Genomic DNA, 20,561 nt, shown 5'->3' on the forward strand with positions numbered 1-20,561 from the left:
CTCAGACGACCGCGCTGTACGCGTTCAGGGCGGGCTGCCCGCCCAGGTGCGCGTACAGCACCGTGGCATCCGCGCCGATCTCCCCGCGCGCCACCAGGTCCACCATGCCCGCCATCGACTTCCCCTCGTACACGGGGTCGGTGACCATCCCCTCCGTACGGGCCGCGAGCCGCATCGCATCCAGCGTCGCCTCGTCCGGGATGCCGTACGTCCCCGCGTGGTACCGCTCGTCCAGCTCGACGTCCGCGCCGGTCAACTCCCGCTTGACACCGATGAGTTGACCGGTGCCCTGGGCGATCCGCACGATCTGCTCCTTCGTGGCGGCGGGCTTCGCCGAGGCGTCGATGCCGATCACCCGGCGCGGCCGCCCGCCCGCCTCCTCCAGCGCAGCGAACCCGGCGACCATGCCCGCCTGCGTCGAGCCGGTCACCGAGCACACCACCACGGTGTCGAAGAAGACCCCCAGCTCCCGCTCCTGCTCGGCGACCTCGTACGCCCACCCGGCGAAGCCGAGACCGCCGAGCGGATGGTCGGAGGCACCGGCCGGGATGGCGTACGGCGTGCCGCCCGCCTCCTCGACCTCCCTGAGCGCCTGCTCCCAGCTCTCCTTGAACCCGATGCCGAACCCGGCCCGCACCAGCCGTACGTCCGCCCCGGCGAGCCGGCTGAGCAGGATGTTGCCGACCTTGTCGTAGACGGAGTCCGGCCAGTCCACCCAACTCTCCTGGATCAGCACGCACTTGAGCCCGGCGCGGGCGGCGCAGGCCGCGACCTGGCGGGTGTGGTTGGACTGCACACCGCCGATCGACACGAGCGTGTCGCAGCCCTTGGCGAGCGCGTCAGCCACCAGGTACTCCAGCTTGCGGGTCTTGTTCCCGCCGTAGGCGATACCGGAGTTGCAGTCCTCCCGCTTGGCCCACAGGGAGGCACCGCCGAGGTGCGCCGTCAGCCGCTCCAGCCGGTGCACCGGCGAGGGACCGAAGACAAGGGGGTAACGCTCGTACGAGGAAAGGGACATGAGTCCTCCCGGATTCGGGATCAGTCGCCGTCGGCGAGGTCGGTGAGGGTGCGCCAGATCTCCGCGGTGATACGGACCGACTCGTCCACGTCACCGTCCGCGCAGGCGCCGATCAGCTGCTCGTGCAGCCCGGCCGAACGGCAGCTGCTCTCGCCGAAGCGGCGTCGCTCCAGGCGGCGGATGAGGGGGGTGTAACGGGCGATGGTGGCGGCCGCCGCCCGGTTCCCGGCGGCGTGGACGAGGACGTCGTGCAGATCGTCGTCGGCGTGCAGGGCCGCGTCGACGTCACCGGCGCCGACCGCGGCCGCGAACCGGTCGTTGGCCGCGCGCATCGCCCCGAGGGCGGCGGCGGACAGCCGGGGCACACCGATCCGCGTGGCCAGCTCGTGCATGGCGCCGACCACTGCCGCGGCATCCCGCACGTCGGCGGCGACGAGCTCGGTGACCCGTGTGTAGCTCTGCGGCTTGCTCTCCAGCAGCCCCTCGTCGACCAGCCGGGCGAAGGCCTCCCGCACCGGTGCCCGCGACAGCCCCAGCCGCTCGGCGAGCTCGGCGTCCCGCACCACCGCGCCGGGTTCGAGCTCTCCGCCCACGATGGCGTCCCGGATCGCCTCGTAGGCGCGGTCCCTGAGAAGGGTGCGCCGGACGGGTCGTATGGCCTCCATGAACTGAAATGTTAGATGTCAATCGCGCAGGCGTACAGGGCTGGAGTTCAGAGGAGGAGTTCAGGGATGCCTCAGGACAAGGGTGTGGCCCGCACCCCTGCGAGGTGCGGGCCACGCCCCGGCGCTCAGGCCTCCCGGGGCCAGTCCGCGTCCCGCGCCGCCTCGAGCAGCGGCACGATACGGAAGGCACCGCCCTGCGAGGTCACCACCGCGCGCCGCTCCCCCACCGCCAGCGCCATCAGCTCGCGGTGCGCGCGATGCGCTCCCGCTTCCCGGACACACACCATGAACCGCGCCTCCCGAGATCTGATGGCTCGCACCGGGAGGTGCATGACGTTGAAGGTGTCCAGAGATCGAGGCCGAAACTGACGGGACCGACGTAGGTGCTCTAACCCCTGAGCCACACCGGCCAGTTGTACCGGTGGCGGGACTCGAACCCGCGGCCGCCCCATTGTGAGTGGAAGTAGGTCCTGCCTTCGCACCTGGACATGCACCACTCCACAAGGCGTGCCGCGGGACGAGCGACCGAATTGACTATCCGCGCTTCTGCCGCTTCCACGGCCCCGTGATCGCCAGCATGATGCCGGGGGTCTGGATGTTGGCGTAGAGGGTCTTGCCGTCGGGGGAGAAGGTGACGCCGGTGAACTCGCTGTATTCCGGCTCCGCTTCGGTGCCGATGTTCAGTTCGTTGCGGGCGATCGGGTAGGTGCGGCCGCTGTCGGTGGCGCCGAACAGGTGCTGGAGGCCCTCGCCGTCCTCGGCGATGACCAGGCCGCCGTACGGGGAGACGGTGATGTTGTCCGGGCCGTCGAAGTTGCCTTCCCTGGACGGGTCCGGGTTGACGCCGATGAGGACCTTCAGGGTCAGGGTGCGGCGCTTGGGGTCGTAGAACCAGACGGCTCCGTCGTGCTGGACGGGGCTCTCGTCACGGGCGTAGGAGGAGACGATGTACGTGCCGCCGTCGCCCCACCACATGCCCTCGAGCTTGCGGGCGCGGGTGACCTGGCCGGCGGTGAACTGCTTGCGGACGGAGGTCGTCCTGGCGTCGCGATCGGGGACGTCCACCCAGTCGACGCCGTAGACCGTGCCGATCTTCGTGGCGCGGGAGAGGCCGTCGACGAACGTGCCGCCGGAGTCGAAGCACTTGAAGGCCTGGAGCACTCCGGCGTCGTCGGCGAGGGTGCGCAGCCGGCCGCGGCCGTGGTGGAAGTGCTCGGGCGGGGTCCAGCGGTAGAGCAGGCCGTTGGGGTTGGACGCGTCCTCGGTGAGGTAGAGGTGGCCGCGCCTGGGGTCGACGACGACCGCCTCGTGGGCGTAACGGCCCAGCGCCTTGAGGGGCTTGGGGTTCTTGTTGGCCCGGCGGTCCTCGGGGTCGACCTCGAAGACATAGCCGTGGTCCTTGGTGAAGCCGTTGGTGCCGGCCTTGTCCTCGGTCTCCTCGCAGGTCAGCCAGGTGTCCCAAGGGGTGTTGCCGCCCGCGCAGTTGGTGGCGGTGCCCGCGATGCCGACCCACTCGGCGACGTGCCCGCCGGGGCGGACCTCGACGACGGTGCAGCCACCGGCGGCGGCCGGGTCGTACACCAGCCCGTCGGTGAGCGGTACCGGATGGGGCCACTGCGCGCGCGGTCCGGCCAGTTCGTGGTTGTTGACGAGGAGGGTCGCGCCGCGGGGGCCGTCGAAGGTGGAGGTGCCGTCGTGGTTGGACGGGGTGAACTCGCCCGACTCCAGCCTGGTCTTCCCGCTGTAGGTGATGACGCGGTACTTGAAGCCGGCGGGGAGGGCGAGGATGCCGTCCGCGTCGGGCAGCAGGGGTCCGTAACCGACTCCGACGTGGCCGTGACCCGACTCCTCCTCCGAGCTTCCGGTGTCCGTGGACGCAAGGGCGTTCGGGGCGGTGGCGAGGGCGCCGACGCTGCCCGCCAGCGCGACTCCGGCACCCGTGATCGCGGATTTTCTGGCGAAGTCCCTGCGAGTGAGCGACATGATGTCTCCTGTGACGGTGGATGTGCCGTGGAGGGTGGCGACCTCGGGTCGGCGCCACCGTCCCGCCCACGTCTGAACGGGGGTTGAACGCAGAGCGACACCTCCGGATGCACTTCCATGAATCCGTCCGCATCGGACCACGGGAAGCCAAAATCCGCCCGCGCGACGCAACGCCGCGCCGCCCAACCCAGGACCACTCAACCGAGCACCACTCAACCCAGCACCACTCAACCCCGCACCGCTCAACCCCCCTGCTGCGACCGTGCCTTGAACGCCGCCTTGCGCGCTTCCTTCGCGATCCGCTTGTCGGGGTGCAGCCGCCCCATGGCCTCCAGCACATCAGCCGTCGCGGGGTGGTCGACGCGCCAGGCCGCCGCGAAGAAGCCGCCGTGCTGCGCGGCCAGTCCCTGCACCAGCGCCCGGAGTTCCTCGGAGTTGCCCTCCGCGGCCAGTTGCGCGGCGATGGTGTCGATGGTCAGCCAGAAGATCATCGCCTCGGAGGGCGCCGGTACGTCGGCCGCGCCCTGCTCGGTCAGCCAGACCCGGGCGAGGCCGCCCAGTTCCGCGTCGTCGAGGACCTCGCGCAGCGCGGGCTCGGCCTCCCGGCCGACGAGCGACAGCGCCTGCTGGCAGCGCAGCCTCCGCAGCGGTGCCCCCGCGTCGGCGCCCCGGGCCGCGGCCAGCAACTCGCGTGCCGCGGTCAGGGATTCGCGGCGCGCCAGCCACTGTTCGGTCTCGGCCTGCGCCGCCGCCGGCGGGAAGGCCGCCGTCCCGTCGAGCAGCGCGTCGGCCCCCTTGTCCGCGAGGTCGCCCACCGCGGGGGCGTCGAACCCGGCCTCCATCAGCCGCGAGCGCAGCCCGTACCGGCCGAGGGGCGTCAGCCGCACCATGCCGTAGCGCGAGACGTCGGTGTCGTCGAGCGGCGCGGCGAGTTCCTCGTCGGCGTCCGCCATCAGCGCCTCGTCCACCGGCTGGTACTCCACGAGCCCCACCGGTTCGAGCAGCCGGAACTGGTCGTCGAGCCGCATCATCGCGTCGGAGACCTGCTCCAGGACGTCGTTGGTGGGCTCGCCCATGTCGCTGGGCACGATCATCGACGCGGCGAGGGCGGGCAGCGGCACGGGCGCGTCGCCTGGGCCGTCCTCGCTGACGGTGAGCAGGTACAGGTTGCCGAGGACGCCGTCGAGGAACTCGGCCTCGCCCTCCGGGTCCCACTCCAGCCGGGAGACGTCGATCCCGCCGTCCTCGTCGAGTGCGTCCTCCAGGCCGTCCAGGTCGGGCACGCTCGCGTCGGCGAGCACCGTCTCCAGGGCCTCCTGCCACACGCCCAGGACCTCGTGCGGCGAGCCCGAGGTGAGCAGGGCCAGGTCCTCCCCGGCCGTGACGGTGCCCTCGTCCTCGTCGGCGATCTGCACGAGCCCGGTGTCCACGGCGACCCGCCACGCCTCGCTCGTGAAGGCCGCGGCCTCGTCCCCGCTCAGCCCGAGCGCCTCGGCGGCGGCGGGCAGTTGCTCTTCGGCGAGCCCGCCCCCGGCGTCGACCCGCGTCTCGGGGCCGGCCCAGCGGGCGAGCCGCGCGGCCCGGGAGAGCAGCGGCGTGGACAACGCGTCCCGCGCCAGCTCCGCTTCGGGGTGCAGCCGCACCGGCGGCAGGGGGGAGCTGTCTGACATCTGCTGCTTCTCCTCGGGCGTGTCGTACCACTCAGCCGCTCAGCCTAGACGGATTTACACCTATGCCGCCCGGTTCATCTACCGGACAACGGCTGTACATGGCCGAAACCTTGACAACTCGCGTGACCAGGCAGGAGATTGACGCGCGTAGAAATCGGGCGGACATCTGTTCACCGGATTTCTACGCGCGTCGCGGACCGCCTCACGGTCCGCGGCCAGAGACCGGTTCCACGCACCATCCTCGTCCCGGCGCCCACGCACGTCCCCGGAGGGATTTCCGTTGCCGAGCAAGTCTTCCGCGCGTCTCGCCGCGCTCACCGTCGCCGCCGTCTGTTCCGCGGCGTCCGCCGTGGCCCTGACCTCCCCCGCGCACGCGGACTCCGTGCGCATCCATGACATCCAGGGCAGCACGCGCACGTCTGCGTACGCCGGACAGAAGGTCACCGACGTGGCCGGAATCGTCACCGGCGTACGCACCTACGGCTCCTCCAGAGGCTTCTGGATGCAGGATCCGAACCCGGACGACAATCCGGCCACGAGTGAGGGCGTCTTCGTCTTCACCAGCTCCGCCCCGAAGGCCGCCGTCGGCGACTCCGTCACGGTCACCGGCACGGTCTCGGAGTACGTCCCGGGCGGCACCTCGTCCGGCAACCAGTCGCTGACCGAGATCACCAAGCCCACCGTCTCCACCGTCTCCACGGGCAACACGGTGCCGGCCCCGACGGTGATCGACGCGAAGTCGGTGCCCTCTGCCTACACCCCGGCCGGCGACACCGCCGCGAACGGCTCGGTGGCCGGCCTGACCCTGCAGCCGTCGAAGTACGCCCTGGACTACTACGAGTCCCTCGAGGGCATGAACGTCCAGGTCAAGGACACCCGCGTGGTCACCGCCACCGACCCGTACACCGAGCTGTGGGTCACCGTGAAGCCGCACGAGCACCCGACCCGCCGCGGCGGCACGCTCTACGGCTCCTACGACTCGCAGAACACCGGCCGTCTGCAGATCCAGTCGCTGGGCGCGACCGCCGACTTCCCGGTGGCGAACGTCGGCGACACCCTGACCGGCACCACGGCCGGCCCGATGGACTACAACCAGTTCGGCGGCTACACGCTCGTCGCGAGCAAGCTCGGCACGCTCAAGAACGGCGGCCTGGAGCGCGAGACGACGAAGAAGCAGTCCCGGAGCGAGCTCGCGGTCGCGACGTACAACGTCGAGAACCTCGACCCGTCGGACAACACCTTCGACAAGCACGCGGCCGCGATCGTGAACAACCTGAAGTCGCCCGACATCGTGTCCCTGGAGGAGATCCAGGACAACAACGGCGCGACGGACGACGGCACGGTCGCCGCCGACGTGACGGTGAACAAGCTGATCGACGCGATCGTCGCGGCCGGCGGCCCGAAGTACGACTGGCGCGAGATCGACCCGGTCAACGACCAGGACGGCGGCGAGCCCGGCGGCAACATCCGCCAGGTGTTCCTCTTCAACCCCGCGCGGGTGTCCTTCACGGACCGCGCGGGCGGCGACTCCACCACCCCGGTGGGCGTCACCAAGGTGCACGGCAAGGCGCAGCTGACGGCCTCCCCCGGCCGCATCGCCCCGGCGGACACCGCCTGGGCCAACAGCCGCAAGCCGCTGGCCGGCGAGTTCGTCTTCCGCGGCAAGACGGTCTTCGTGATCGCCAACCACCTCAACTCCAAGGGTGGCGACCAGGGCCTGACGGCGCAGTACCAGCCGCCGGTGCGCAGCTCGGAGACCCAGCGCCACGCACAGGCGACGCTGGTCAACTCCTTCGTCAAGAACATCCTCGACGTCCAGAAGAACGCGGACGTCATCGCGCTCGGCGACATGAACGACTTCGAGTTCTCCGACACCGCGAAGCTCCTCGAGGGTGACGGCGCGCTGTGGTCGGCGATCAAGTCGCTGCCGAAGAGCGAGCGTTACACCTACGACTACCAGGGCAACCAGCAGGTCCTGGACCAGATCCTGATCTCCCCGTCGATCCGGCGCGGCTGCGGCTTCGACTATGACTCCGTGCACGTCAACTCGGAGTTCCACGACCAGATCAGCGACCACGACCCGCAGGTGCTGCGCTTCCAGCCGTAACCAAGGCCCGCTCAGGGCTGGTTGAACACGCCGTTCAGCCAGCCCTGCCAGGCGGCCTCGCACTCCTTGATGTCGGTGCCCGGCGTGAAGTCGTGCAGCGAGATGCCGACCGGGTGGCCCCAGTGGTTGCGTCCGAAGATTCGGGTGAGGCCCCGGTCCGTGCGCAGCCCGATGAAGTACGGGTTGCGGAAGTCGACCACGGCGTCGAACTCGTCGGGCCCCCGGACCGTCACCCGGCTGCCTGCGGCCACGTCCTCGCCGACACCGAGCGCCCGTCCGACGACGGCGAGGGCGTCGGCGGCCTTCGAGGCCTCGGGCCCGTCGAACGTCGCGAACGCGGCCGGCCGCGGCGCGAAGTGGACCAGGTACTCGCGCAGCGTGTGCAGATAGAAGTCGGTGTGCCTGGCGGCGCCGTCGTACTGGTTGTCCCAGTCGTCGACGAAGATGCCGCTGTGCACGTACCGCACCCAGGCCCGCCGCCCTCCGTCGCGGGCCTCCACCGTGTAGTCGAGCTGGTTGAGGGTCTGCTCGGAGATGCCCTCGACACCCTCGACGCGGTTGGTGTACCGGTGCGGCGGCTCCCAGGCGGTGACCTTGGACCCGAAGGGTCCCGTGCCGCCGACCTTGGGCTCCGGCGGCTCCATCGGCCACAGATAGCCTCCGGTTCCGGTGGTGATCGCCTCCCAGACCTGCTCCGGGGTGGCGTCGACCTCGAACTCCCGGGCGATCTCGAATTCCTTGGGCATGGTGGGCTCCTGACTACTCCGGCTCGGTTGCCTTGAGGGTGGGGTGGACGGCCACGACGATCCGGTGGTCGCGCCCGCCGTCGGCGTCGGGCGTGTCGTACTTGCGGATCAGGGCGGTGACCCCGGCCGTCAGCTCCTGCACGAACGCGGCCCGGTCGGCGGCCGAGGCGAAGCGGACCTCGCCGTCGAGCGCGTACGTCGCCAGCCGCTTGCGGGCCTTGGCGGCACCGGTGATCAGCGAGCCGACGTCGCGCACCAGGCGGGCGCCGAGGGCGAGCAGCCAGCGTGCGGAGAGCTGGTCCCGGAAGCGGTCCGGGTCCGGCTGCACGGCGGCCAGCGCGAGCGGCGAGATGACGTACGACGCCGCGGTCGCCCGCATCAGCCGCTCGGTGACGTTGCCCTTGCGGCGCTCCCCTGCCAGTTCGACCAGGCCGTGCCGCTCCAGCGCCTTGAGGTGGTAGTTCACCTTCTGCCGCGGCAGGCCGACCTGTCCGGCCAGCATCGCCGCCGACGCGGGTCCTGCGGCGAGCTCGGCGAGCAGCCGGGCCCTGATGGGGTCCAGGGAGACGGCGGCGGCCTCGGGGTCCTCGATCACGGTCACGTCCAGCATGCGTCCACCGTCTCACCGAAAACTTTTTTTGTCCAGACGGTTCAAGTTTTCGGTAACCTTCGCGAACCGGTCAGGGCGGGCGCGTCCGGGCACGACGGAGGGGCCGGGTCAGCCGACCCGGCCCCTCGCGCTGCGATCTGCGGTACTCCTACCTCTTGGGGTACCTCCACCCCACCACCACGACCGTGATCAGGGCCGCGCCGATCAGGAGCGTGGGCCGCGGATGGCGAATCGCGGCCCGTACGAGCGGCCGCGCCGGCTGCGGTACGCCGCCCACCGCCCGGTGCTCCAGATCGTGCCCCGTCGACCGGGCCGTGTCCTGTGCGGAGTGGCTCGCCTTCAGCGCCCTGTCCTGGACCTTGTGCCCGGCGTACGTGGCCTTCTCCTGCACGGTGTGGCCCGCCTGCGCGGCGCTGCTGCGCAGCTGCACGGTCATCGCGCCGGCCTTGTCCCTGAGGTCGGCCGCCCGCGCCCTCGCGCGCCCTTTCACGTCCATCTTGCCTGCCAACTCCTCAACCGTCCGTCCGAGTTCACTCCGCGTCCGCTCGATCTGCCGGCGCAGTTCGTCGGGCCCCTTCGCGCCGGTCCGAGCAGGCTCCGCCTTGTGGGTCATCGGTGTGCCCTTTCCCTGATCTCCTCGACGTCGGCCCTGACGCTGCCGAGGGCCTCCTCGGGAGTGGGCGGCACCGCCTGGCGCAGCTGGGCGCGCCCGGTGGCGGCGAGCACGCCCGCGATCACGAACAGCACGCCGGTGACGATGAGTGCCGCGGCCCAGACGGACAGCACCAGGGAGAGGGCGGCGACGGCCGTGCCGGCCGACGCGAGCAGTCCGGCGTAGGCGAACGCGCCCGCGGCGCCGAGGAGTCCGCCGCCGCGTCCGGCCCGGCGGCCCTTGGCGGCCAGCTCCTCCTTGGCGAGGGCCACTTCTTGTCGTACGAGCCGGGAAAGCTGTTCGGTTGCCTGGCCGACGAGCTCGCCCACCGAGCGGTGCTCGTCGCGCACCGGCCCGGGGTGGATGGTCCCGGTCACGGCGTCGCCTCCTGTCGTGTTCCTTTTGTCCGGAACACTGCGGGTACCCCGGCCCGCAACGGCTACCCCTGCCACTCCCCGGGCCCGGCCTCACCGAGCCGGGAGAGCTGGGTCTGGAACCAGTCGAGGCGCGCCTGCAACAGGGCCGCCTCCGCGACGAGTTCGGGCACGCCGAGGCCCTCGACCGACGGCAGGCCGGCCGCCACCGGCGCGGCGCCGCCCGCCACCACCCGCAGCCCCTCCCCCGCCAGCCGGGCGAAGGCGGCGAGCGAGACGGACGCACGGCTGCGGACGCAGCCCGCGCAGGAGGGCGCGAGGGCACGCCAGCCGGGCCTGCCCCAGCCCGCGTCGGCCATCGCCACGGAGGCCGCGCCGCAGGTGCAGGGGCCGGCCGTGGCGGTCCGTACCCGCTGGCGGGCGTAGCGGAAGCCGCGCTCGAAGCGGATGAAGGCGCCCAGCACGGACACCTCGAGCAGCACGGCCGTCCGGTGCTCGGCCGTGCACATCATCGCCTCGGCCGCCGCGCGGTCGTGCACGCAGTGGAAGCCGCAGGCACAGCGGCGGTGCGGCGCCCTGTGGCGCAGGCCGTAGACGCAGGACGCGTCGGCCAGGACTCCGTACGGCAGCGCGCCGCCCAGCGACACACCGGTGAACCCGGCCCGGGTGCCGTCCTGGGACAGCACCGGGTGGGCGATCTTGTATCCGGTCGGCGGCTCCGTCGGGCGTTCCTCCGGAAGCCGCAGTCTCATCGGGCCGCCGGAACCTCTTCGGGGGCCTTCGGTTCCTGGATCTCCTCGGGGAGTTCGAGATCTTCGGGTTCCTGGACCTCTGCCTGCGGCCGCTCTTCCGCGACTCCCGTGGCCAGTGCCTTGCCGAGCTTCATGTCGCCTCCCATGACGCTGCCGGTCACCGTCCTGACCATGGTGACTCATGAAGGGTTTTTTGGACATAGGGCCCCGCGCCGGCCTCTACGAAGCAGCTCTGCTTACCGATATCTCGTAGAAGAATTAAGTGGAGCTTCACGGTCGCCGTGCCGACACTCTTCCCATGACGACTGCCACCACCTCCGCGCCTCCCTTCGGCCGTGCCCTCTGCGCGATGATCACCCCCTTCACCGAGGAGGGCGCGCTCGATCTGGACGGTGCGCAGCGGCTCGCCGCGCACCTGGTCTCCCGGGGATGCGACGGTCTGGTGCTCTCCGGCACGACGGGCGAGTCGCCGACCACGACGGACGCCGAGAAGGCGGCGCTGGTCGAGGCGGTGCGGGAGGCGGTGGGCGGCCGGGCGTCGGTGGTGGCGGGGGTCGGGACCTCCGACACCCGGCACACCGTTGAGCTCGCCCGGGAGGCCGAGAAGGCGGGCGCGGACGGTCTGCTGGTGGTCAGCCCGTACTACAGCAAGCCACCGCAGGACGCGGTGGAGGCGCACTTCCTGGCGGTCGCGGACGCGGTGGGACTGCCGGTCGTGCTGTACGACATCCCGGGCCGCACCGGCACGCGCATCGAGTCCGGCACGATGCTCCGGCTCGCCGAGCACCCGAGGATCGTGGCGGTCAAGGACTGCTCCTACGACTTCCTGGCCGCCCAGAAGGTGCTGGCCCGCACCGACCTGGCGTACTACGCGGGCTGCGACGAGCACAACCTCGCGCTGTACGCGGTGGGCGGCGCGGGCTACATCAGCACGGTCGCGAACGTCGTCCCCGAGCAACTCCGTGCCGTCATCGACGCGTTCGAGGCGGGCGACACCCCCGCGTCCGCCCGCCTCCAGCAACGCGCCACGCCGCTCGTCGAGTTGATGATGGCGGCGGGTCTGCCCGGCTCGGTCACCGCCAAGGCCCTGCTCGGCGAACTCGGCCTGCCCGCGGGCCCCGTCCGTGCGCCGCTCAGGCCCGCCGGCCGGGAGGTGGTCGACGGGCTGCTGGCGGAGTACGAACGGCTGGTGGCCGTCTGAGCGGTTCTGCCTGCTCCGGTCAGGGCTGGGCGAAGAGGGGGTCCCAGCGCCCGGCGTCCCCGTCGGGGCCCTGGCGGAAGCCGCTGAGCGGGATCTCCTTGTGACGCGTCCGGCCACCCGGTGCCGGTGCAATGCCTGCCCGGCCGAAGAATTTTCCGTACGTTGTCGCTGTGAGCCGCCCGCTGCTGTTCCTCGACGTCGACGGCCCCCTCAACCCGTGGGGAGCCCAGCCGTACGGACGCCCCGACGGCTACACGCAGATCCTGGTCGCCCTGCACCCGGGCCGCGCCCTGCCCGTCTGGCTGAGCCCCTCCCACGGCCCTGCCCTGCTCGCCCTCGACTACGAGCTGTGCTGGGCCACGACGTGGATGGACGCGGCCAACCGCTGGATCGCCCCCGTGGTCGGACTGCCCGAGCTGCCCTACGTCGACTTCGGCGCGGGCTTGTTCGCCGTCCGCCCCGACGGAGTGCACTGGAAGACGGAGGCGATCGTGCGGTACGCCGAGGGCCGCCCCTTCGCCTGGGTCGACGACGAGCAGAGCCCGGCGGACCAGCGGTACGTGACCGCCCACCACCCGGCCCCCGCGCTCCTGCACCACGTCAGCCCGCGCCTCGGCCTGCGCGAGGAGGACTTCGGCGCTCTGGCGGAGTTCGCGGGAGCGCTGGGACCGGACGGCCGCTGACCCGGCGCACATCCAAGAGCGCCCTCCCGTACGGCGACGGAAGGGCGCTCGGCTGGACCGCGTTGCTAGTTGTGGCTGTGCAGGATCTCGTTCAGGCCGCCCCAGACCGCGTTGTTCGGGCGGGCCTCGACCGTGCCGCTGACCGAGTTGCGGCGGAAGAGGATGTTGGAGGCGCCGGAGAGCTCGCGGGCCTTGACGATCTGCCCGTCGGGCATGGTGACGCGGGTGCCCGCGGTGACGTAGAGGCCGGCCTCGACCACGCACTCGTCGCCGAGCGCGATGCCGACGCCCGCCTCGGCGCCCACCAGACAGCGCTCACCGATGGCGATGATGACGTTGCCGCCCCCGGAGAGCGTGCCCATGGTCGAGGCGCCGCCGCCGATGTCCGAACCGTCGCCCACGACCACACCGGCGGAGATCCGGCCCTCGACCATGGAGGTGCCCAGGGTGCCCGCGTTGAAGTTGATGAAACCCTCGTGCATGACCGTGGTGCCCTCGGCGAGGTGCGCGCCGAGGCGCACCCGGTCCGCGTCGGCGATACGGACGCCCTTGGGGGCGACGTAGTCCGTCATGCGCGGGAACTTGTCGACCGAGGTCACCTGGAGGTGCAGCCCCTCGGCACGGGCGTTGAGCCGCACCTTCTCGAGGTCGTCGACGGCGACCGGGCCGAGCGAGGTCCAGGCGACGTTGGCGAGGAAGCCGAACATGCCGTCCAGGCTCTGGCCGTGCGGCTTGACCAGGCGGTGTGAGAGCAGGTGCAGCCGCAGGTAGACGTCGTGGGCGTCGATCGGCTTCTCGTCGAGGGAGGAGATGACCGTGCGCACCGCGACCACCTCGACACCGCGGCGGGTGTCCGGACCGATCGCCTTCGCGGCGCCCTCGCCGAGCAGCTCCACGGCCCTGTCGGCGGACAGCCGCTCGCTGCCGGCCGGGCCGGGCTGTCCGCTCAGCTCGGGCGCGGGGAACCAGGTGTCGAGAACAGTGCCGTCGGCGGCGATCGTGGCAAGCCCGGTGGCCACGGCGCCGGTGGTGCGAGGAGCAGTCGTGTCGGTCATGAGGGCAACCTAACCGGCCGGAGGGCACCGAGGCCAACCGCCGGGGGCGGCGTCTCAGGGACCGGGCCGCCGCTGCGTCCCGCCCGGCCGGGACCTCACCGTTTCCCGCCGTCGGCGGCCGGTGCGGACATCACCCGTGCCAGCGCCTCGCGTGCGAAAACCTCGTCGTACGCCGTCCCGGTCAGCAGCACCTGGAGACAGATCCCGTCCATCAGGGCGACCAGTGCCCGTGCCGTGACCGCGTCGGTGCGCCGGGCGAGCCGCTCGGCGAGGTCCTCGCACCACTCGGCGGCGACGGGGCGCAGGGCGGGGCGGCGCAGGGCGGCGAGATAGAGCTCGTACTCCAGCTCGACGCCGGTGCGGTCGCCGCTCAGCCACTCGCCCAGGATCCGCGCGAGGTCGGCGCCAAGGTCGCCTCCCGAGTCCGCCAGGGCGCCATGTGCGGCGACGACCTTGGCGAAGCCCTCGTTCGCCTGCCGCAGGGCGGCCACCATCAGCTCGTCGAGGGTCTTGAAGTGGTACGTCGTCGAGCCGAGCGGTACGTCGGCCTCGGCGGCGGCCGAGCGGTGGCTCAGGCCGGCCAGGCCCTTGTCGCCCACCACGCGGATCGCCGCGTCGATGATCCGCTGGCGCCGGTCGGGGTCGTAGCGGCGGGCCATCAGTGCGCACCCCCGAGGTTGAGCACGACGACCCCGACGATGATCAGCGCGATCCCGGCCGCCTTCTGGACGGTCATCCCCTCCCCGAGGAACAGCATCCCGATCGCGGCGATGGCCGCGGTGCCGAGGCCGGCCCAGATCGCGTAGGTCGTGCCGACGGACATGCTCCTCAGCGTCTGCGCGAGCAGCCAGAAGGACACGACGTATCCGGCGATCGTCAGCACTGACGGCCACAACCTGCTGAAGCCGTCGCTGAACTTCATGGCCGTGGTGCCGCCCACCTCGGCGGCTATGGCCGCGAGAAGCGTCAGGATTCCCATGCGTACGAGTGTACATAACGGCGCTCACGGCGTAACCGGATATGCGTCACGCAAGGAAGTTCGACTTTCATGGAAAGCGCTCGCTGAAACGACTCCCGGTACCGCCTCCGCTCCACTAGGGTTTCAGCGCTCGTCCACACCCCCCTCACACCCCCGGCCGCCGCCACCGGCGCCGCTGGAGGACCTCGCATGCCTGAAACCACCCCCGAGCCGCCCGCCCGCGCACCCTGGGAGAACGGCTGGGCCCCCGACACCTCGCGCGCACCCGGAACCCGAAGACTCTGGCTGGCGGGCGCGCTGGCCGTGGCGACGATCGTCGCGTGCGTGACGTCGATCGCCCTGATGGACAACGATCCTGACAGGCAGTCACGGACAGGCGGAGATCCGTCGGCATCGGTGTCCGCCTCGGGCCCGGGACTGATCTCCTACGCCACTCCGTCCGCCACGAAGGGCGCGACGACGCCCCCGGGAAAGGGCGGCTCGCCGTCCGCGAAGACCGGCGCGTCCGCCGCGGCCGGTCCGCACGAGTCCGCGGCAGGCGGGTCCGGCCCCTCCAAGCCGCCTACGTCGCGGGCGAGTTCACCGGGTCATACGAAGCCCTCCGCCACCTACCGGTCCGTGCGCTCGGTGAACTACCCAGACCGCTACTGGCACGTCAGCGGCGACCTGGTGAAGCTCGACCCGATCGGGTCCGCCGCCGCCCGCCGGGACGCCACCTTCACGGTGGTCAAGGGCCTGGCCGACGCGTCCTGTTACTCCTTCGCCACGGCCGACGGCACCTACCTCCGCCACCGCGACTTCCTGCTGCGCTCCGAACACGACGACGGTTCCGCCCTGTTCGGGCAGGACGCGACCTTCTGCCCGCGGACGTCGTCCTACTCGGGCGCGGTCATGCTGGAGTCGGTGAACTACCCGGGCCGCTATCTGCGCCACCAGAACTTCCAGCTCAAGCTGGACCCTTACCAGCAGAACGATCTCTACCGGGCGGATTCGGCGTTCCGGCTCGTCAGCGGGATCGCCTGAGCGGACCCACCCGGCGCGGCCAGGGGGTGTCTGACAATTCCCGCCTCCCCCGCGACGCCTGGCACGCCCTCCCCCAGGGGGGCGCCCCCAGCCGCGTTGCCGGACGACCCACGTGACCCCGCCACGCGAGCGGTCCGGCGCCTTGCGATCGCACGCACCGGACGCCGCGGCGCCCTCCCGCCGGGCGGACGACGGAAATTGTCAGACACCCCCTAGGCGTCGCGGAAGGCGATCAGCGACGCCTTCGGACGCAGCACGCAGAACTCGTTGCCCTCCGGGTCGGCCAGCACCACCCAGCCGGCCCCCCTCCCCTGCCCGATGTCGGCGCGCCGCGCCCCGAGCGCGAGGATGCGCTCCACCTCGGTGTCCTGGTCGTCGGGGGCGAGGTCGAAGTGCAGCCGGTTCTTGACGGTCTTCGGATCGCTCACCGGCATGAAGCAGATGCCGGTCGCGGCGAACTCGTCCGGCCCGATGACGACTTCACGCGGTTTCTCCGACAGGACCTGCCAGTCCAGCACTTGGCACCAGAAGCGGGCGAGTCCGGGGAGGTCGTGGGCGTCGACGACGAGGTGATGCAGCGAAACGGCCATACCCGTAAAGGTATGGCCGTTTCACATGTGTGCGGCGGAACTCAGACGTTGAAGCCCAGCGCCCTGAGCTGCTCCCGGCCGTCGTCGGTGATCTTGTCCGGGCCCCACGGCGGCATCCAGACCCAGTTGATGCGCAGCTCGTTGACGAGGCCGTCCGTGGCGGACTTGGCCTGGTCCTCGATGACGTCCGTCAGCGGGCAGGCCGCCGAGGTGAGGGTCATGTCGATCGTCGCGATGTTCGCGTCGTCGATGTGAATGCCGTAGATCAGCCCGAGGTTGACCACGTCGATGCCCAGCTCGGGGTCGACGACGTCGTACAGCGCCTCGCGGACTTCTTCCTCCGAGGCCGGCTTCATCTCAACGGTCTCGCTCATGCCGTGTTCCTTTCGGCGTCGGCTCCGCCCAGCACCTGGGCCGTCGCGTCCTTCCACGCCATCCAGCTCAGGAGGGCGCACTTGACCCGGGCCGGGTACTTGGAGACGCCGGCGAACGCGACCGCGTCCTCCAGCACCTCCTCCATCGCGTCGTCGGGCTCGATCCTGCCCTTGGACTGCATCAACTCCAGGAAGGTCTCCTGGATCTTCTGCGCGTCCGTCAGATCCTTGCCGACCAGCAGCTCGTTCAGCACGGAGGCGGAGGCCTGGCTGATGGAGCAGCCCTGCCCCTCGTACGAGACGTCCTGGATCGTCGTGCCGTCGTACTTCACGCGGAGGGTGATCTCGTCACCGCACGTCGGGTTCACATGGTGCACCTCGGCGTCGCCATCCCTGAGACCACGCCCGTGCGGGTTCTTGTAGTGGTCCAGGATGACTTCCTGGTACATCGAGTCCAGCTTCATGCGATCGCTCGTCCCGTCCCGTCAGCCGAAGAAGTTCCGTACGTGCTCCAGTCCGTCGACCAGAGCGTCGATCTCGGCCGGCGTGGAGTACAGATAGAACGACGCTCGCGTGGTCGCAGGAATTCCGTAGCGGAGGCAGACCGGCCGCGCGCAGTGGTGGCCGACGCGCACCGCGATGCCCTCCTCGTCGAGGACCTGGCCCACGTCGTGCGGGTGGATGTCGCCGAGGGTGAAGGAGATCGCCGCGCCGCGGTCCTCGGCCGTGGCCGGGCCGATGATCCTCAGGTCGGGGACCTCGGCCAGCCGCTTCACCGCGTACTCGGTGATCGCGTGCTCGTGGGCGAGGATCTTGTCCATGCCGATGGCGTTCAGGTAGTCGATCGCCGCGCCGAGGCCGACCGCCTGCGCGATCGGCGGGGTGCCCGCCTCGAACTTGTGCGGGGCCGGAGCGTACGTCGAGGAGTGCATCGACACGGTCTCGATCATCTCGCCGCCGCCGAGGAACGGAGGCAGGTCCTCGAGCAGCTCCTGGCGGCCCCACAGGACGCCGATGCCGGTCGGGCCGCACATCTTGTGGCCGGTGAAGGCCACGAAGTCGGCCTGGAGGGCCTGGACGTCCAGCGGCATGTGGGGCGCCGCCTGGGAGGCGTCGATGCAGACGAGGGCGCCGACCTCCTGGGCGCGGCGGATTATCGTCTCGACCGGGTTGACCGTGCCCAGGATGTTGGACACCAGCACGAAGGAGACGATCTTCGTCTTCTCCGTGATGATCTCGTCGATGTTGGACAGGTCGAGGCGGCCGTCGTCGGTGAGCCCGAACCACTTCAGCTTCGCGCCCGTGCGCTGCGCCAGCAGCTGCCACGGCACGATGTTGGAGTGGTGCTCCATCTCCGTGATGACGATCTCGGTCTCGTGGTCCACGCGGTAGGGCTCGTCGGCCCAACCGAGCATGTTCGCCACGAGGTTGAGCGACTCGGAGGCGTTCTTGGTGAAGATCACCTCGTCGCGGCTCGGCGCGTTGATGAACGACGCGACCTTGTCGCGCGCACCCTCGTACAGCGCCGTGGCCTCCTCGGCGAGCACATGCACACCGCGGTGGACGTTGGCGTTGTAGCGCTCGTAGTACTCGTTCAGGGCGTCGAGCACCTGGCGCGGCTTCTGCGAGGTCGCCGCGTTGTCCAGGTACACGAGCTTCCGGCCGTCGTGGACCTGGCGGTCCAGGATGGGGAAGTCCTTGCGGATCGCCTCTGTGTCGAGGAGGCCCGGCAGCTGCGTCACGCGGATACGCCACCCTTCGTGTATGCCTCGTAGCCCTCGGCCTCCAGCTTGTCGGCCAGCTCGGGGCCGCCGGACTCCACGATCTTGCCGTTGGCGAAGACGTGCACGTGGTCGGGCTTGATGTAGCGCAGGATGCGCGTGTAGTGCGTGATCAGCAGGGTGCCGACCTCGCCGGTCTCGCGGACGCGGTTCACGCCCTCGGAGACGACGCGAAGGGCGTCGACGTCGAGACCGGAGTCGGTCTCGTCGAGGATCGCGATCTTCGGCTTGAGCAGTTCGAGCTGGAGGATCTCGTGGCGCTTCTTCTCACCGCCGGAGAAGCCCTCGTTGACGTTGCGCTCGGCGAAGGCGGGGTCCATGTTGAGACGCTCCATGGCGCCCTTGACCTCCTTCACCCAGGTGCGCAGCTTGGGGGCCTCGCCGCGGACGGCGGTGGCGGAGGTCCGCAGGAAGTTCGACACGGAGACACCCGGGACCTCGACCGGGTACTGCATCGCCAGGAACAGGCCCGCGCGGGCGCGCTCGTCGACGGACATCTCCAGGACGTCCTCGCCGTCGAGGGTGACGGTGCCGGCGGTGATCGTGTACTTCGGGTGACCCGCGAGCGAGTAGGCGAGGGTCGACTTGCCGGAGCCGTTGGGGCCCATGATGGCGTGCGTCTCGCCCTGCTTCACGGTGAGGTCGACGCCCTTGAGGATCTCCTTCGTGGCGTTGTCGGCCTCGACGGTGACGTGCAGGTCTCGGATTTCAAGCGTTGCCATGGGTGCCTCAGGACTCCTGGGTGAGGGAGACGAGCACGTCGTCCCCTTCGATCTTTACGGGGTATACGGGGACGGGGCGCGTCGCGGGAAGGCCGGACGGCTTGCCGGTGCGCAGGTCGAAGCTGGAGCCGTGCAGCCAGCACTCGATCTGGCAGTCCTCCACCTCGCCCTCGGAGAGCGAGACGTTCGCGTGGGAGCAGATGTCGTTGATGGCGAACACCTCCCCCTCGGTCTTCACGACCGAGACCGGCGTGCCGTCGAGTTCCACCCGCTTCGGGGTGTCCTCCTCCAGCTCGCTCAGCCCGCAGGCGCGCAGGAACGTGGACGACGCTGTCATGCGACCGACGCCTCCAGCTCCTCTTCGATCTTGGCGATGAGGCGCTCCTCGATGTCCGGGACGCCGATCTGCTGGACCAGCTCGGCGAAGAAGCCGCGGACCACGAGACGGCGGGCCTCGTGCTCCGGGATGCCGCGGGCCATCAGGTAGAAGAGCTGCTCGTCGTCGAAGCGGCCGGTGGCGCTCGCGTGGCCGGCGCCGACGATCTCACCGGTCTCGATCTCGAGGTTCGGCACCGAGTCGACCCGGGCGCCGTCCGTGAGGACGAGGTTGCGGTTCATCTCGTACGTGTCCGTGCCCTCGGCCTTGGCCTCGATGAGGACGTCGCCGATCCACACGGCGTGCGCCTCGTCGCCCTGCAGCGCGCCCTTGTAGACGACGTGCGACTTGCAGTGCGGGGTGTTGTGGTCGACCAGGAGGCGGTGCTCCTGGTGCTGGCCCTTGTCGGTGAAGTACAGGCCGAACAGCTCGGCCTCGCCGCCGGTGCCGGCGTAGGCCACACGCGGGTGCAGGCGTACGACGTCGCCGCCGAAGGTGACGACCACGGACTTGAAGCTCGCGTCCCGGCCGACGAGGGCGTTGTGCTGGGCCACGTGCACGGCCTTGTCTGCCCAGTCCTGGACGGAGACGACGGTCAGCTTGGCGCCGTCTCCCAGGATGTAGTCGACGTTGGCGGCGAGCACCGCGTCACCGGTGTGGTCGATGACGACGACGGCCTCGGCGAACGCGCCCAGCTCGACGACCTGGTGGCCGTAGGCGGTCCCGCCATCGCCGTGCACGGCGATGCGGATGGGCTCGGTGAGGACCGTCTCCTTGGGGACGGTGACCACGCCGGCCTTCTCGAACGCGGAGTACGCCTGGGCGGCGACGCGGTCGACCGGGGTGCCCGCCCTGCCGAGCCGATCGTCCTCGCGCCCGACGGTCTCGACGGTGACGCCCTCGGGGGCCTCCACCTCGATCTTCACGCCCTCGCCGGTGGCGACGGCGGTGCCGTCGTGCAGCCCGCGCAGACGCTCCAGCGGCGTGAACCGCCACTCCTCCTCACGGCCGTGGGGGACCGGGAAGTCCGCCACGTCGAAGGACGGGGGCGCGCTCATGCGCGTGGCGACGGTCGACTCGGCGGCGACCGCGATCGAGCCCGCGGTGGTGGATCCCACGGGGATGTTCTGGGCCTCGGCCATGGCTGTCGTCATGCTCGCTTTCTTGCGTAAGTGGCTTGATGGGAAGGGCGGTTGGCGG

The 20,561-nt window shown here is 70.7% G+C and carries 25 protein-coding genes; 4 read left to right on the plus strand and 21 right to left on the minus strand.

What is annotated here, in order from left to right; translation table 11 throughout:
* Position 1 precedes the first annotated feature (1 nt).
* The 5 genes from ACGFYN_RS24945 to ACGFYN_RS24965 form a co-directional block, all read right to left on the minus strand.
* Positions 2-1,018, minus strand: a complete 1,017-nt coding sequence (locus ACGFYN_RS24945; RefSeq protein WP_393868061.1) for a 1-aminocyclopropane-1-carboxylate deaminase — start codon at positions 1,016-1,018, stop codon at positions 2-4.
* A 20-nt stretch (positions 1,019-1,038) separates the two neighbouring features.
* A complete protein-coding gene (locus tag ACGFYN_RS24950) occupies positions 1,039-1,683 on the minus strand; it encodes a GntR family transcriptional regulator (protein WP_393868062.1) in 645 nt (214 codons plus the stop codon).
* A gap of 125 nt (positions 1,684-1,808) precedes the next feature.
* Positions 1,809-2,015, minus strand: coding sequence for a hypothetical protein (locus ACGFYN_RS24955; RefSeq protein ID WP_393868063.1), 207 nt, complete (start codon positions 2,013-2,015; stop codon positions 1,809-1,811).
* Positions 2,016-2,217: 202 nt separating this feature from the next.
* A complete protein-coding gene (locus ACGFYN_RS24960) occupies positions 2,218-3,666 on the minus strand; it encodes an alkaline phosphatase PhoX (RefSeq protein ID WP_393868064.1) in 1,449 nt (482 codons plus the stop codon).
* Positions 3,667-3,908: 242 nt separating this feature from the next.
* The gene (locus tag ACGFYN_RS24965; protein WP_393868065.1) at positions 3,909-5,336 is read right to left on the minus strand and encodes a hypothetical protein; all 1,428 of its coding nucleotides are present in this window, start codon (positions 5,334-5,336) and stop codon (positions 3,909-3,911) included.
* Between the two features lie 280 nt (positions 5,337-5,616).
* Between ACGFYN_RS24965 and ACGFYN_RS24970 the strand changes: the two genes are divergently transcribed.
* Complete coding sequence (locus ACGFYN_RS24970) at positions 5,617-7,443, plus strand: endonuclease/exonuclease/phosphatase family protein (RefSeq protein WP_393868066.1); 1,827 nt, start codon at positions 5,617-5,619, stop codon at positions 7,441-7,443.
* Positions 7,444-7,454: 11 nt separating this feature from the next.
* Here ACGFYN_RS24970 and ACGFYN_RS24975 read toward each other — a convergent pair whose 3' ends face one another.
* From ACGFYN_RS24975 to ACGFYN_RS25000, 6 genes are all read right to left on the minus strand, one after another.
* Positions 7,455-8,189 carry an SRPBCC domain-containing protein gene (locus ACGFYN_RS24975; RefSeq protein WP_393868067.1) on the minus strand — a complete coding sequence of 245 codons (735 nt, stop codon included), beginning with the start codon at positions 8,187-8,189 and terminating at the stop codon, positions 7,455-7,457.
* Between the two features lie 13 nt (positions 8,190-8,202).
* Complete coding sequence (locus ACGFYN_RS24980; RefSeq protein ID WP_393868068.1) at positions 8,203-8,799, minus strand: ArsR/SmtB family transcription factor; 597 nt, start codon at positions 8,797-8,799, stop codon at positions 8,203-8,205.
* 148 nt (positions 8,800-8,947) lie between these two features.
* The gene (locus tag ACGFYN_RS24985; protein WP_393868069.1) at positions 8,948-9,412 is read right to left on the minus strand and encodes a DUF3618 domain-containing protein; all 465 of its coding nucleotides are present in this window, start codon (positions 9,410-9,412) and stop codon (positions 8,948-8,950) included.
* Entirely contained in the window at positions 9,409-9,828 is a 420-nt protein-coding gene (locus ACGFYN_RS24990) for a phage holin family protein (RefSeq protein ID WP_393868070.1), read from the minus strand. The genes ACGFYN_RS24985 and ACGFYN_RS24990 overlap by 4 nt, the downstream gene beginning before the upstream one ends.
* Before the next feature lie 62 nt (positions 9,829-9,890).
* Entirely contained in the window at positions 9,891-10,577 is a 687-nt protein-coding gene (locus ACGFYN_RS24995; protein ID WP_393868071.1) for a hypothetical protein, read from the minus strand.
* Positions 10,574-10,750 (minus strand): hypothetical protein, encoded by a 177-nt coding sequence (locus ACGFYN_RS25000; protein ID WP_393868192.1) that lies wholly within the window; start codon positions 10,748-10,750, stop codon positions 10,574-10,576. Before ACGFYN_RS25000 ends, ACGFYN_RS24995 begins: the two co-directional genes overlap by 4 nt.
* Positions 10,751-10,875: 125 nt before the next feature.
* Between ACGFYN_RS25000 and dapA the strand changes: the two genes are divergently transcribed.
* The gene (dapA, locus tag ACGFYN_RS25005) at positions 10,876-11,778 is read left to right on the plus strand and encodes a 4-hydroxy-tetrahydrodipicolinate synthase (protein WP_393868072.1); all 903 of its coding nucleotides are present in this window, start codon (positions 10,876-10,878) and stop codon (positions 11,776-11,778) included.
* A 170-nt stretch (positions 11,779-11,948) separates the two neighbouring features.
* Positions 11,949-12,461 (plus strand): hypothetical protein, encoded by a 513-nt coding sequence (locus tag ACGFYN_RS25010; RefSeq protein ID WP_393868073.1) that lies wholly within the window; start codon positions 11,949-11,951, stop codon positions 12,459-12,461.
* 65 nt (positions 12,462-12,526) lie between these two features.
* Here ACGFYN_RS25010 and dapD read toward each other — a convergent pair whose 3' ends face one another.
* From dapD to ACGFYN_RS25025, 3 genes are all read right to left on the minus strand, one after another.
* The gene (gene dapD, locus ACGFYN_RS25015) at positions 12,527-13,516 is read right to left on the minus strand and encodes a 2,3,4,5-tetrahydropyridine-2,6-dicarboxylate N-succinyltransferase (protein ID WP_393868074.1); all 990 of its coding nucleotides are present in this window, start codon (positions 13,514-13,516) and stop codon (positions 12,527-12,529) included.
* 95 nt (positions 13,517-13,611) lie between these two features.
* The gene (locus ACGFYN_RS25020; RefSeq protein WP_393868075.1) at positions 13,612-14,175 is read right to left on the minus strand and encodes a TetR/AcrR family transcriptional regulator; all 564 of its coding nucleotides are present in this window, start codon (positions 14,173-14,175) and stop codon (positions 13,612-13,614) included.
* Positions 14,175-14,495 (minus strand): DMT family transporter, encoded by a 321-nt coding sequence (locus tag ACGFYN_RS25025; protein ID WP_393868076.1) that lies wholly within the window; start codon positions 14,493-14,495, stop codon positions 14,175-14,177. Before ACGFYN_RS25025 ends, ACGFYN_RS25020 begins: the two co-directional genes overlap by 1 nt.
* 189 nt (positions 14,496-14,684) lie before the next feature.
* Here ACGFYN_RS25025 and ACGFYN_RS25030 point away from each other — a divergent pair, with 189 nt between their 5' ends.
* Positions 14,685-15,518 (plus strand): AbfB domain-containing protein, encoded by an 834-nt coding sequence (locus ACGFYN_RS25030; protein WP_393868077.1) that lies wholly within the window; start codon positions 14,685-14,687, stop codon positions 15,516-15,518.
* A gap of 212 nt (positions 15,519-15,730) precedes the next feature.
* Here the strand turns inward: ACGFYN_RS25030 and ACGFYN_RS25035 are convergent, their stop codons facing one another.
* From ACGFYN_RS25035 to sufD, 7 genes are read right to left on the minus strand one after another with little or no spacing between them, the layout of a single operon-like run.
* The gene (locus ACGFYN_RS25035; RefSeq protein WP_393868078.1) at positions 15,731-16,108 is read right to left on the minus strand and encodes a VOC family protein; all 378 of its coding nucleotides are present in this window, start codon (positions 16,106-16,108) and stop codon (positions 15,731-15,733) included.
* 41 nt (positions 16,109-16,149) lie between these two features.
* Positions 16,150-16,482, minus strand: a complete 333-nt coding sequence (locus ACGFYN_RS25040) for a metal-sulfur cluster assembly factor (RefSeq protein ID WP_073494514.1) — start codon at positions 16,480-16,482, stop codon at positions 16,150-16,152.
* Positions 16,479-16,946, minus strand: a complete 468-nt coding sequence (sufU, locus tag ACGFYN_RS25045; RefSeq protein ID WP_393868079.1) for a Fe-S cluster assembly sulfur transfer protein SufU — start codon at positions 16,944-16,946, stop codon at positions 16,479-16,481. Before sufU ends, ACGFYN_RS25040 begins: the two co-directional genes overlap by 4 nt.
* A 21-nt stretch (positions 16,947-16,967) precedes the next feature.
* Positions 16,968-18,224: a cysteine desulfurase gene (locus ACGFYN_RS25050; protein WP_393868080.1), complete on the minus strand. Its 1,257-nt coding sequence runs from the start codon at positions 18,222-18,224 to the stop codon at positions 16,968-16,970.
* The gene (gene sufC, locus ACGFYN_RS25055; RefSeq protein WP_393868081.1) at positions 18,221-18,985 is read right to left on the minus strand and encodes a Fe-S cluster assembly ATPase SufC; all 765 of its coding nucleotides are present in this window, start codon (positions 18,983-18,985) and stop codon (positions 18,221-18,223) included. The genes ACGFYN_RS25050 and sufC overlap by 4 nt, the downstream gene beginning before the upstream one ends.
* Before the next feature lie 7 nt (positions 18,986-18,992).
* Entirely contained in the window at positions 18,993-19,322 is a 330-nt protein-coding gene (locus ACGFYN_RS25060) for a bifunctional 3-phenylpropionate/cinnamic acid dioxygenase ferredoxin subunit (protein ID WP_393868082.1), read from the minus strand.
* Complete coding sequence (gene sufD, locus ACGFYN_RS25065; protein ID WP_393868189.1) at positions 19,319-20,503, minus strand: Fe-S cluster assembly protein SufD; 1,185 nt, start codon at positions 20,501-20,503, stop codon at positions 19,319-19,321. The genes ACGFYN_RS25060 and sufD overlap by 4 nt, the downstream gene beginning before the upstream one ends.
* Positions 20,504-20,561: the final 58 nt, after the last annotated feature.

The organism is Streptomyces sp. NPDC048419, assembly GCF_043200415.1.
In the GTDB taxonomy this organism is placed as follows: Bacteria; Actinomycetota; Actinomycetes; order Streptomycetales; family Streptomycetaceae; genus Streptomyces.

What these genes read in the sequence shown, in the direction of transcription:
- ACGFYN_RS24945 (WP_393868061.1), bottom strand. Translation starts at nt 1,018, where the DNA reads ATGTCCCTTTCCTCGTACGAGCGTTACCCCCTTGTCTTCGGTCCCTCG.
- ACGFYN_RS24950 (WP_393868062.1), bottom strand. Translation starts at nt 1,683, where the DNA reads ATGGAGGCCATACGACCCGTCCGGCGCACCCTTCTCAGGGACCGCGCC.
- ACGFYN_RS24955 (WP_393868063.1), bottom strand. Translation starts at nt 2,015, where the DNA reads ATGCACCTCCCGGTGCGAGCCATCAGATCTCGGGAGGCGCGGTTCATG.
- ACGFYN_RS24960 (WP_393868064.1), bottom strand. Translation starts at nt 3,666, where the DNA reads ATGTCGCTCACTCGCAGGGACTTCGCCAGAAAATCCGCGATCACGGGT.
- ACGFYN_RS24965 (WP_393868065.1), bottom strand. Translation starts at nt 5,336, where the DNA reads ATGTCAGACAGCTCCCCCCTGCCGCCGGTGCGGCTGCACCCCGAAGCG.
- ACGFYN_RS24975 (WP_393868067.1), bottom strand. Translation starts at nt 8,189, where the DNA reads ATGCCCAAGGAATTCGAGATCGCCCGGGAGTTCGAGGTCGACGCCACC.
- ACGFYN_RS24980 (WP_393868068.1), bottom strand. Translation starts at nt 8,799, where the DNA reads ATGCTGGACGTGACCGTGATCGAGGACCCCGAGGCCGCCGCCGTCTCC.
- ACGFYN_RS24985 (WP_393868069.1), bottom strand. Translation starts at nt 9,412, where the DNA reads ATGACCCACAAGGCGGAGCCTGCTCGGACCGGCGCGAAGGGGCCCGAC.
- ACGFYN_RS24995 (WP_393868071.1), bottom strand. Translation starts at nt 10,577, where the DNA reads ATGAGACTGCGGCTTCCGGAGGAACGCCCGACGGAGCCGCCGACCGGA.
- ACGFYN_RS25000 (WP_393868192.1), bottom strand. Translation starts at nt 10,750, where the DNA reads ATGGTCAGGACGGTGACCGGCAGCGTCATGGGAGGCGACATGAAGCTC.
- dapA (WP_393868072.1), top strand. Translation starts at nt 10,876, where the DNA reads ATGACGACTGCCACCACCTCCGCGCCTCCCTTCGGCCGTGCCCTCTGC.
- dapD (WP_393868074.1), bottom strand. Translation starts at nt 13,516, where the DNA reads ATGACCGACACGACTGCTCCTCGCACCACCGGCGCCGTGGCCACCGGG.
- ACGFYN_RS25020 (WP_393868075.1), bottom strand. Translation starts at nt 14,175, where the DNA reads ATGGCCCGCCGCTACGACCCCGACCGGCGCCAGCGGATCATCGACGCG.
- ACGFYN_RS25025 (WP_393868076.1), bottom strand. Translation starts at nt 14,495, where the DNA reads ATGGGAATCCTGACGCTTCTCGCGGCCATAGCCGCCGAGGTGGGCGGC.
- ACGFYN_RS25030 (WP_393868077.1), top strand. Translation starts at nt 14,685, where the DNA reads ATGCCTGAAACCACCCCCGAGCCGCCCGCCCGCGCACCCTGGGAGAAC.
- ACGFYN_RS25035 (WP_393868078.1), bottom strand. Translation starts at nt 16,108, where the DNA reads ATGGCCGTTTCGCTGCATCACCTCGTCGTCGACGCCCACGACCTCCCC.
- ACGFYN_RS25040 (WP_073494514.1), bottom strand. Translation starts at nt 16,482, where the DNA reads ATGAGCGAGACCGTTGAGATGAAGCCGGCCTCGGAGGAAGAAGTCCGC.
- sufU (WP_393868079.1), bottom strand. Translation starts at nt 16,946, where the DNA reads ATGAAGCTGGACTCGATGTACCAGGAAGTCATCCTGGACCACTACAAG.
- sufC (WP_393868081.1), bottom strand. Translation starts at nt 18,985, where the DNA reads ATGGCAACGCTTGAAATCCGAGACCTGCACGTCACCGTCGAGGCCGAC.
- ACGFYN_RS25060 (WP_393868082.1), bottom strand. Translation starts at nt 19,322, where the DNA reads ATGACAGCGTCGTCCACGTTCCTGCGCGCCTGCGGGCTGAGCGAGCTG.
- sufD (WP_393868189.1), bottom strand. Translation starts at nt 20,503, where the DNA reads ATGGCCGAGGCCCAGAACATCCCCGTGGGATCCACCACCGCGGGCTCG.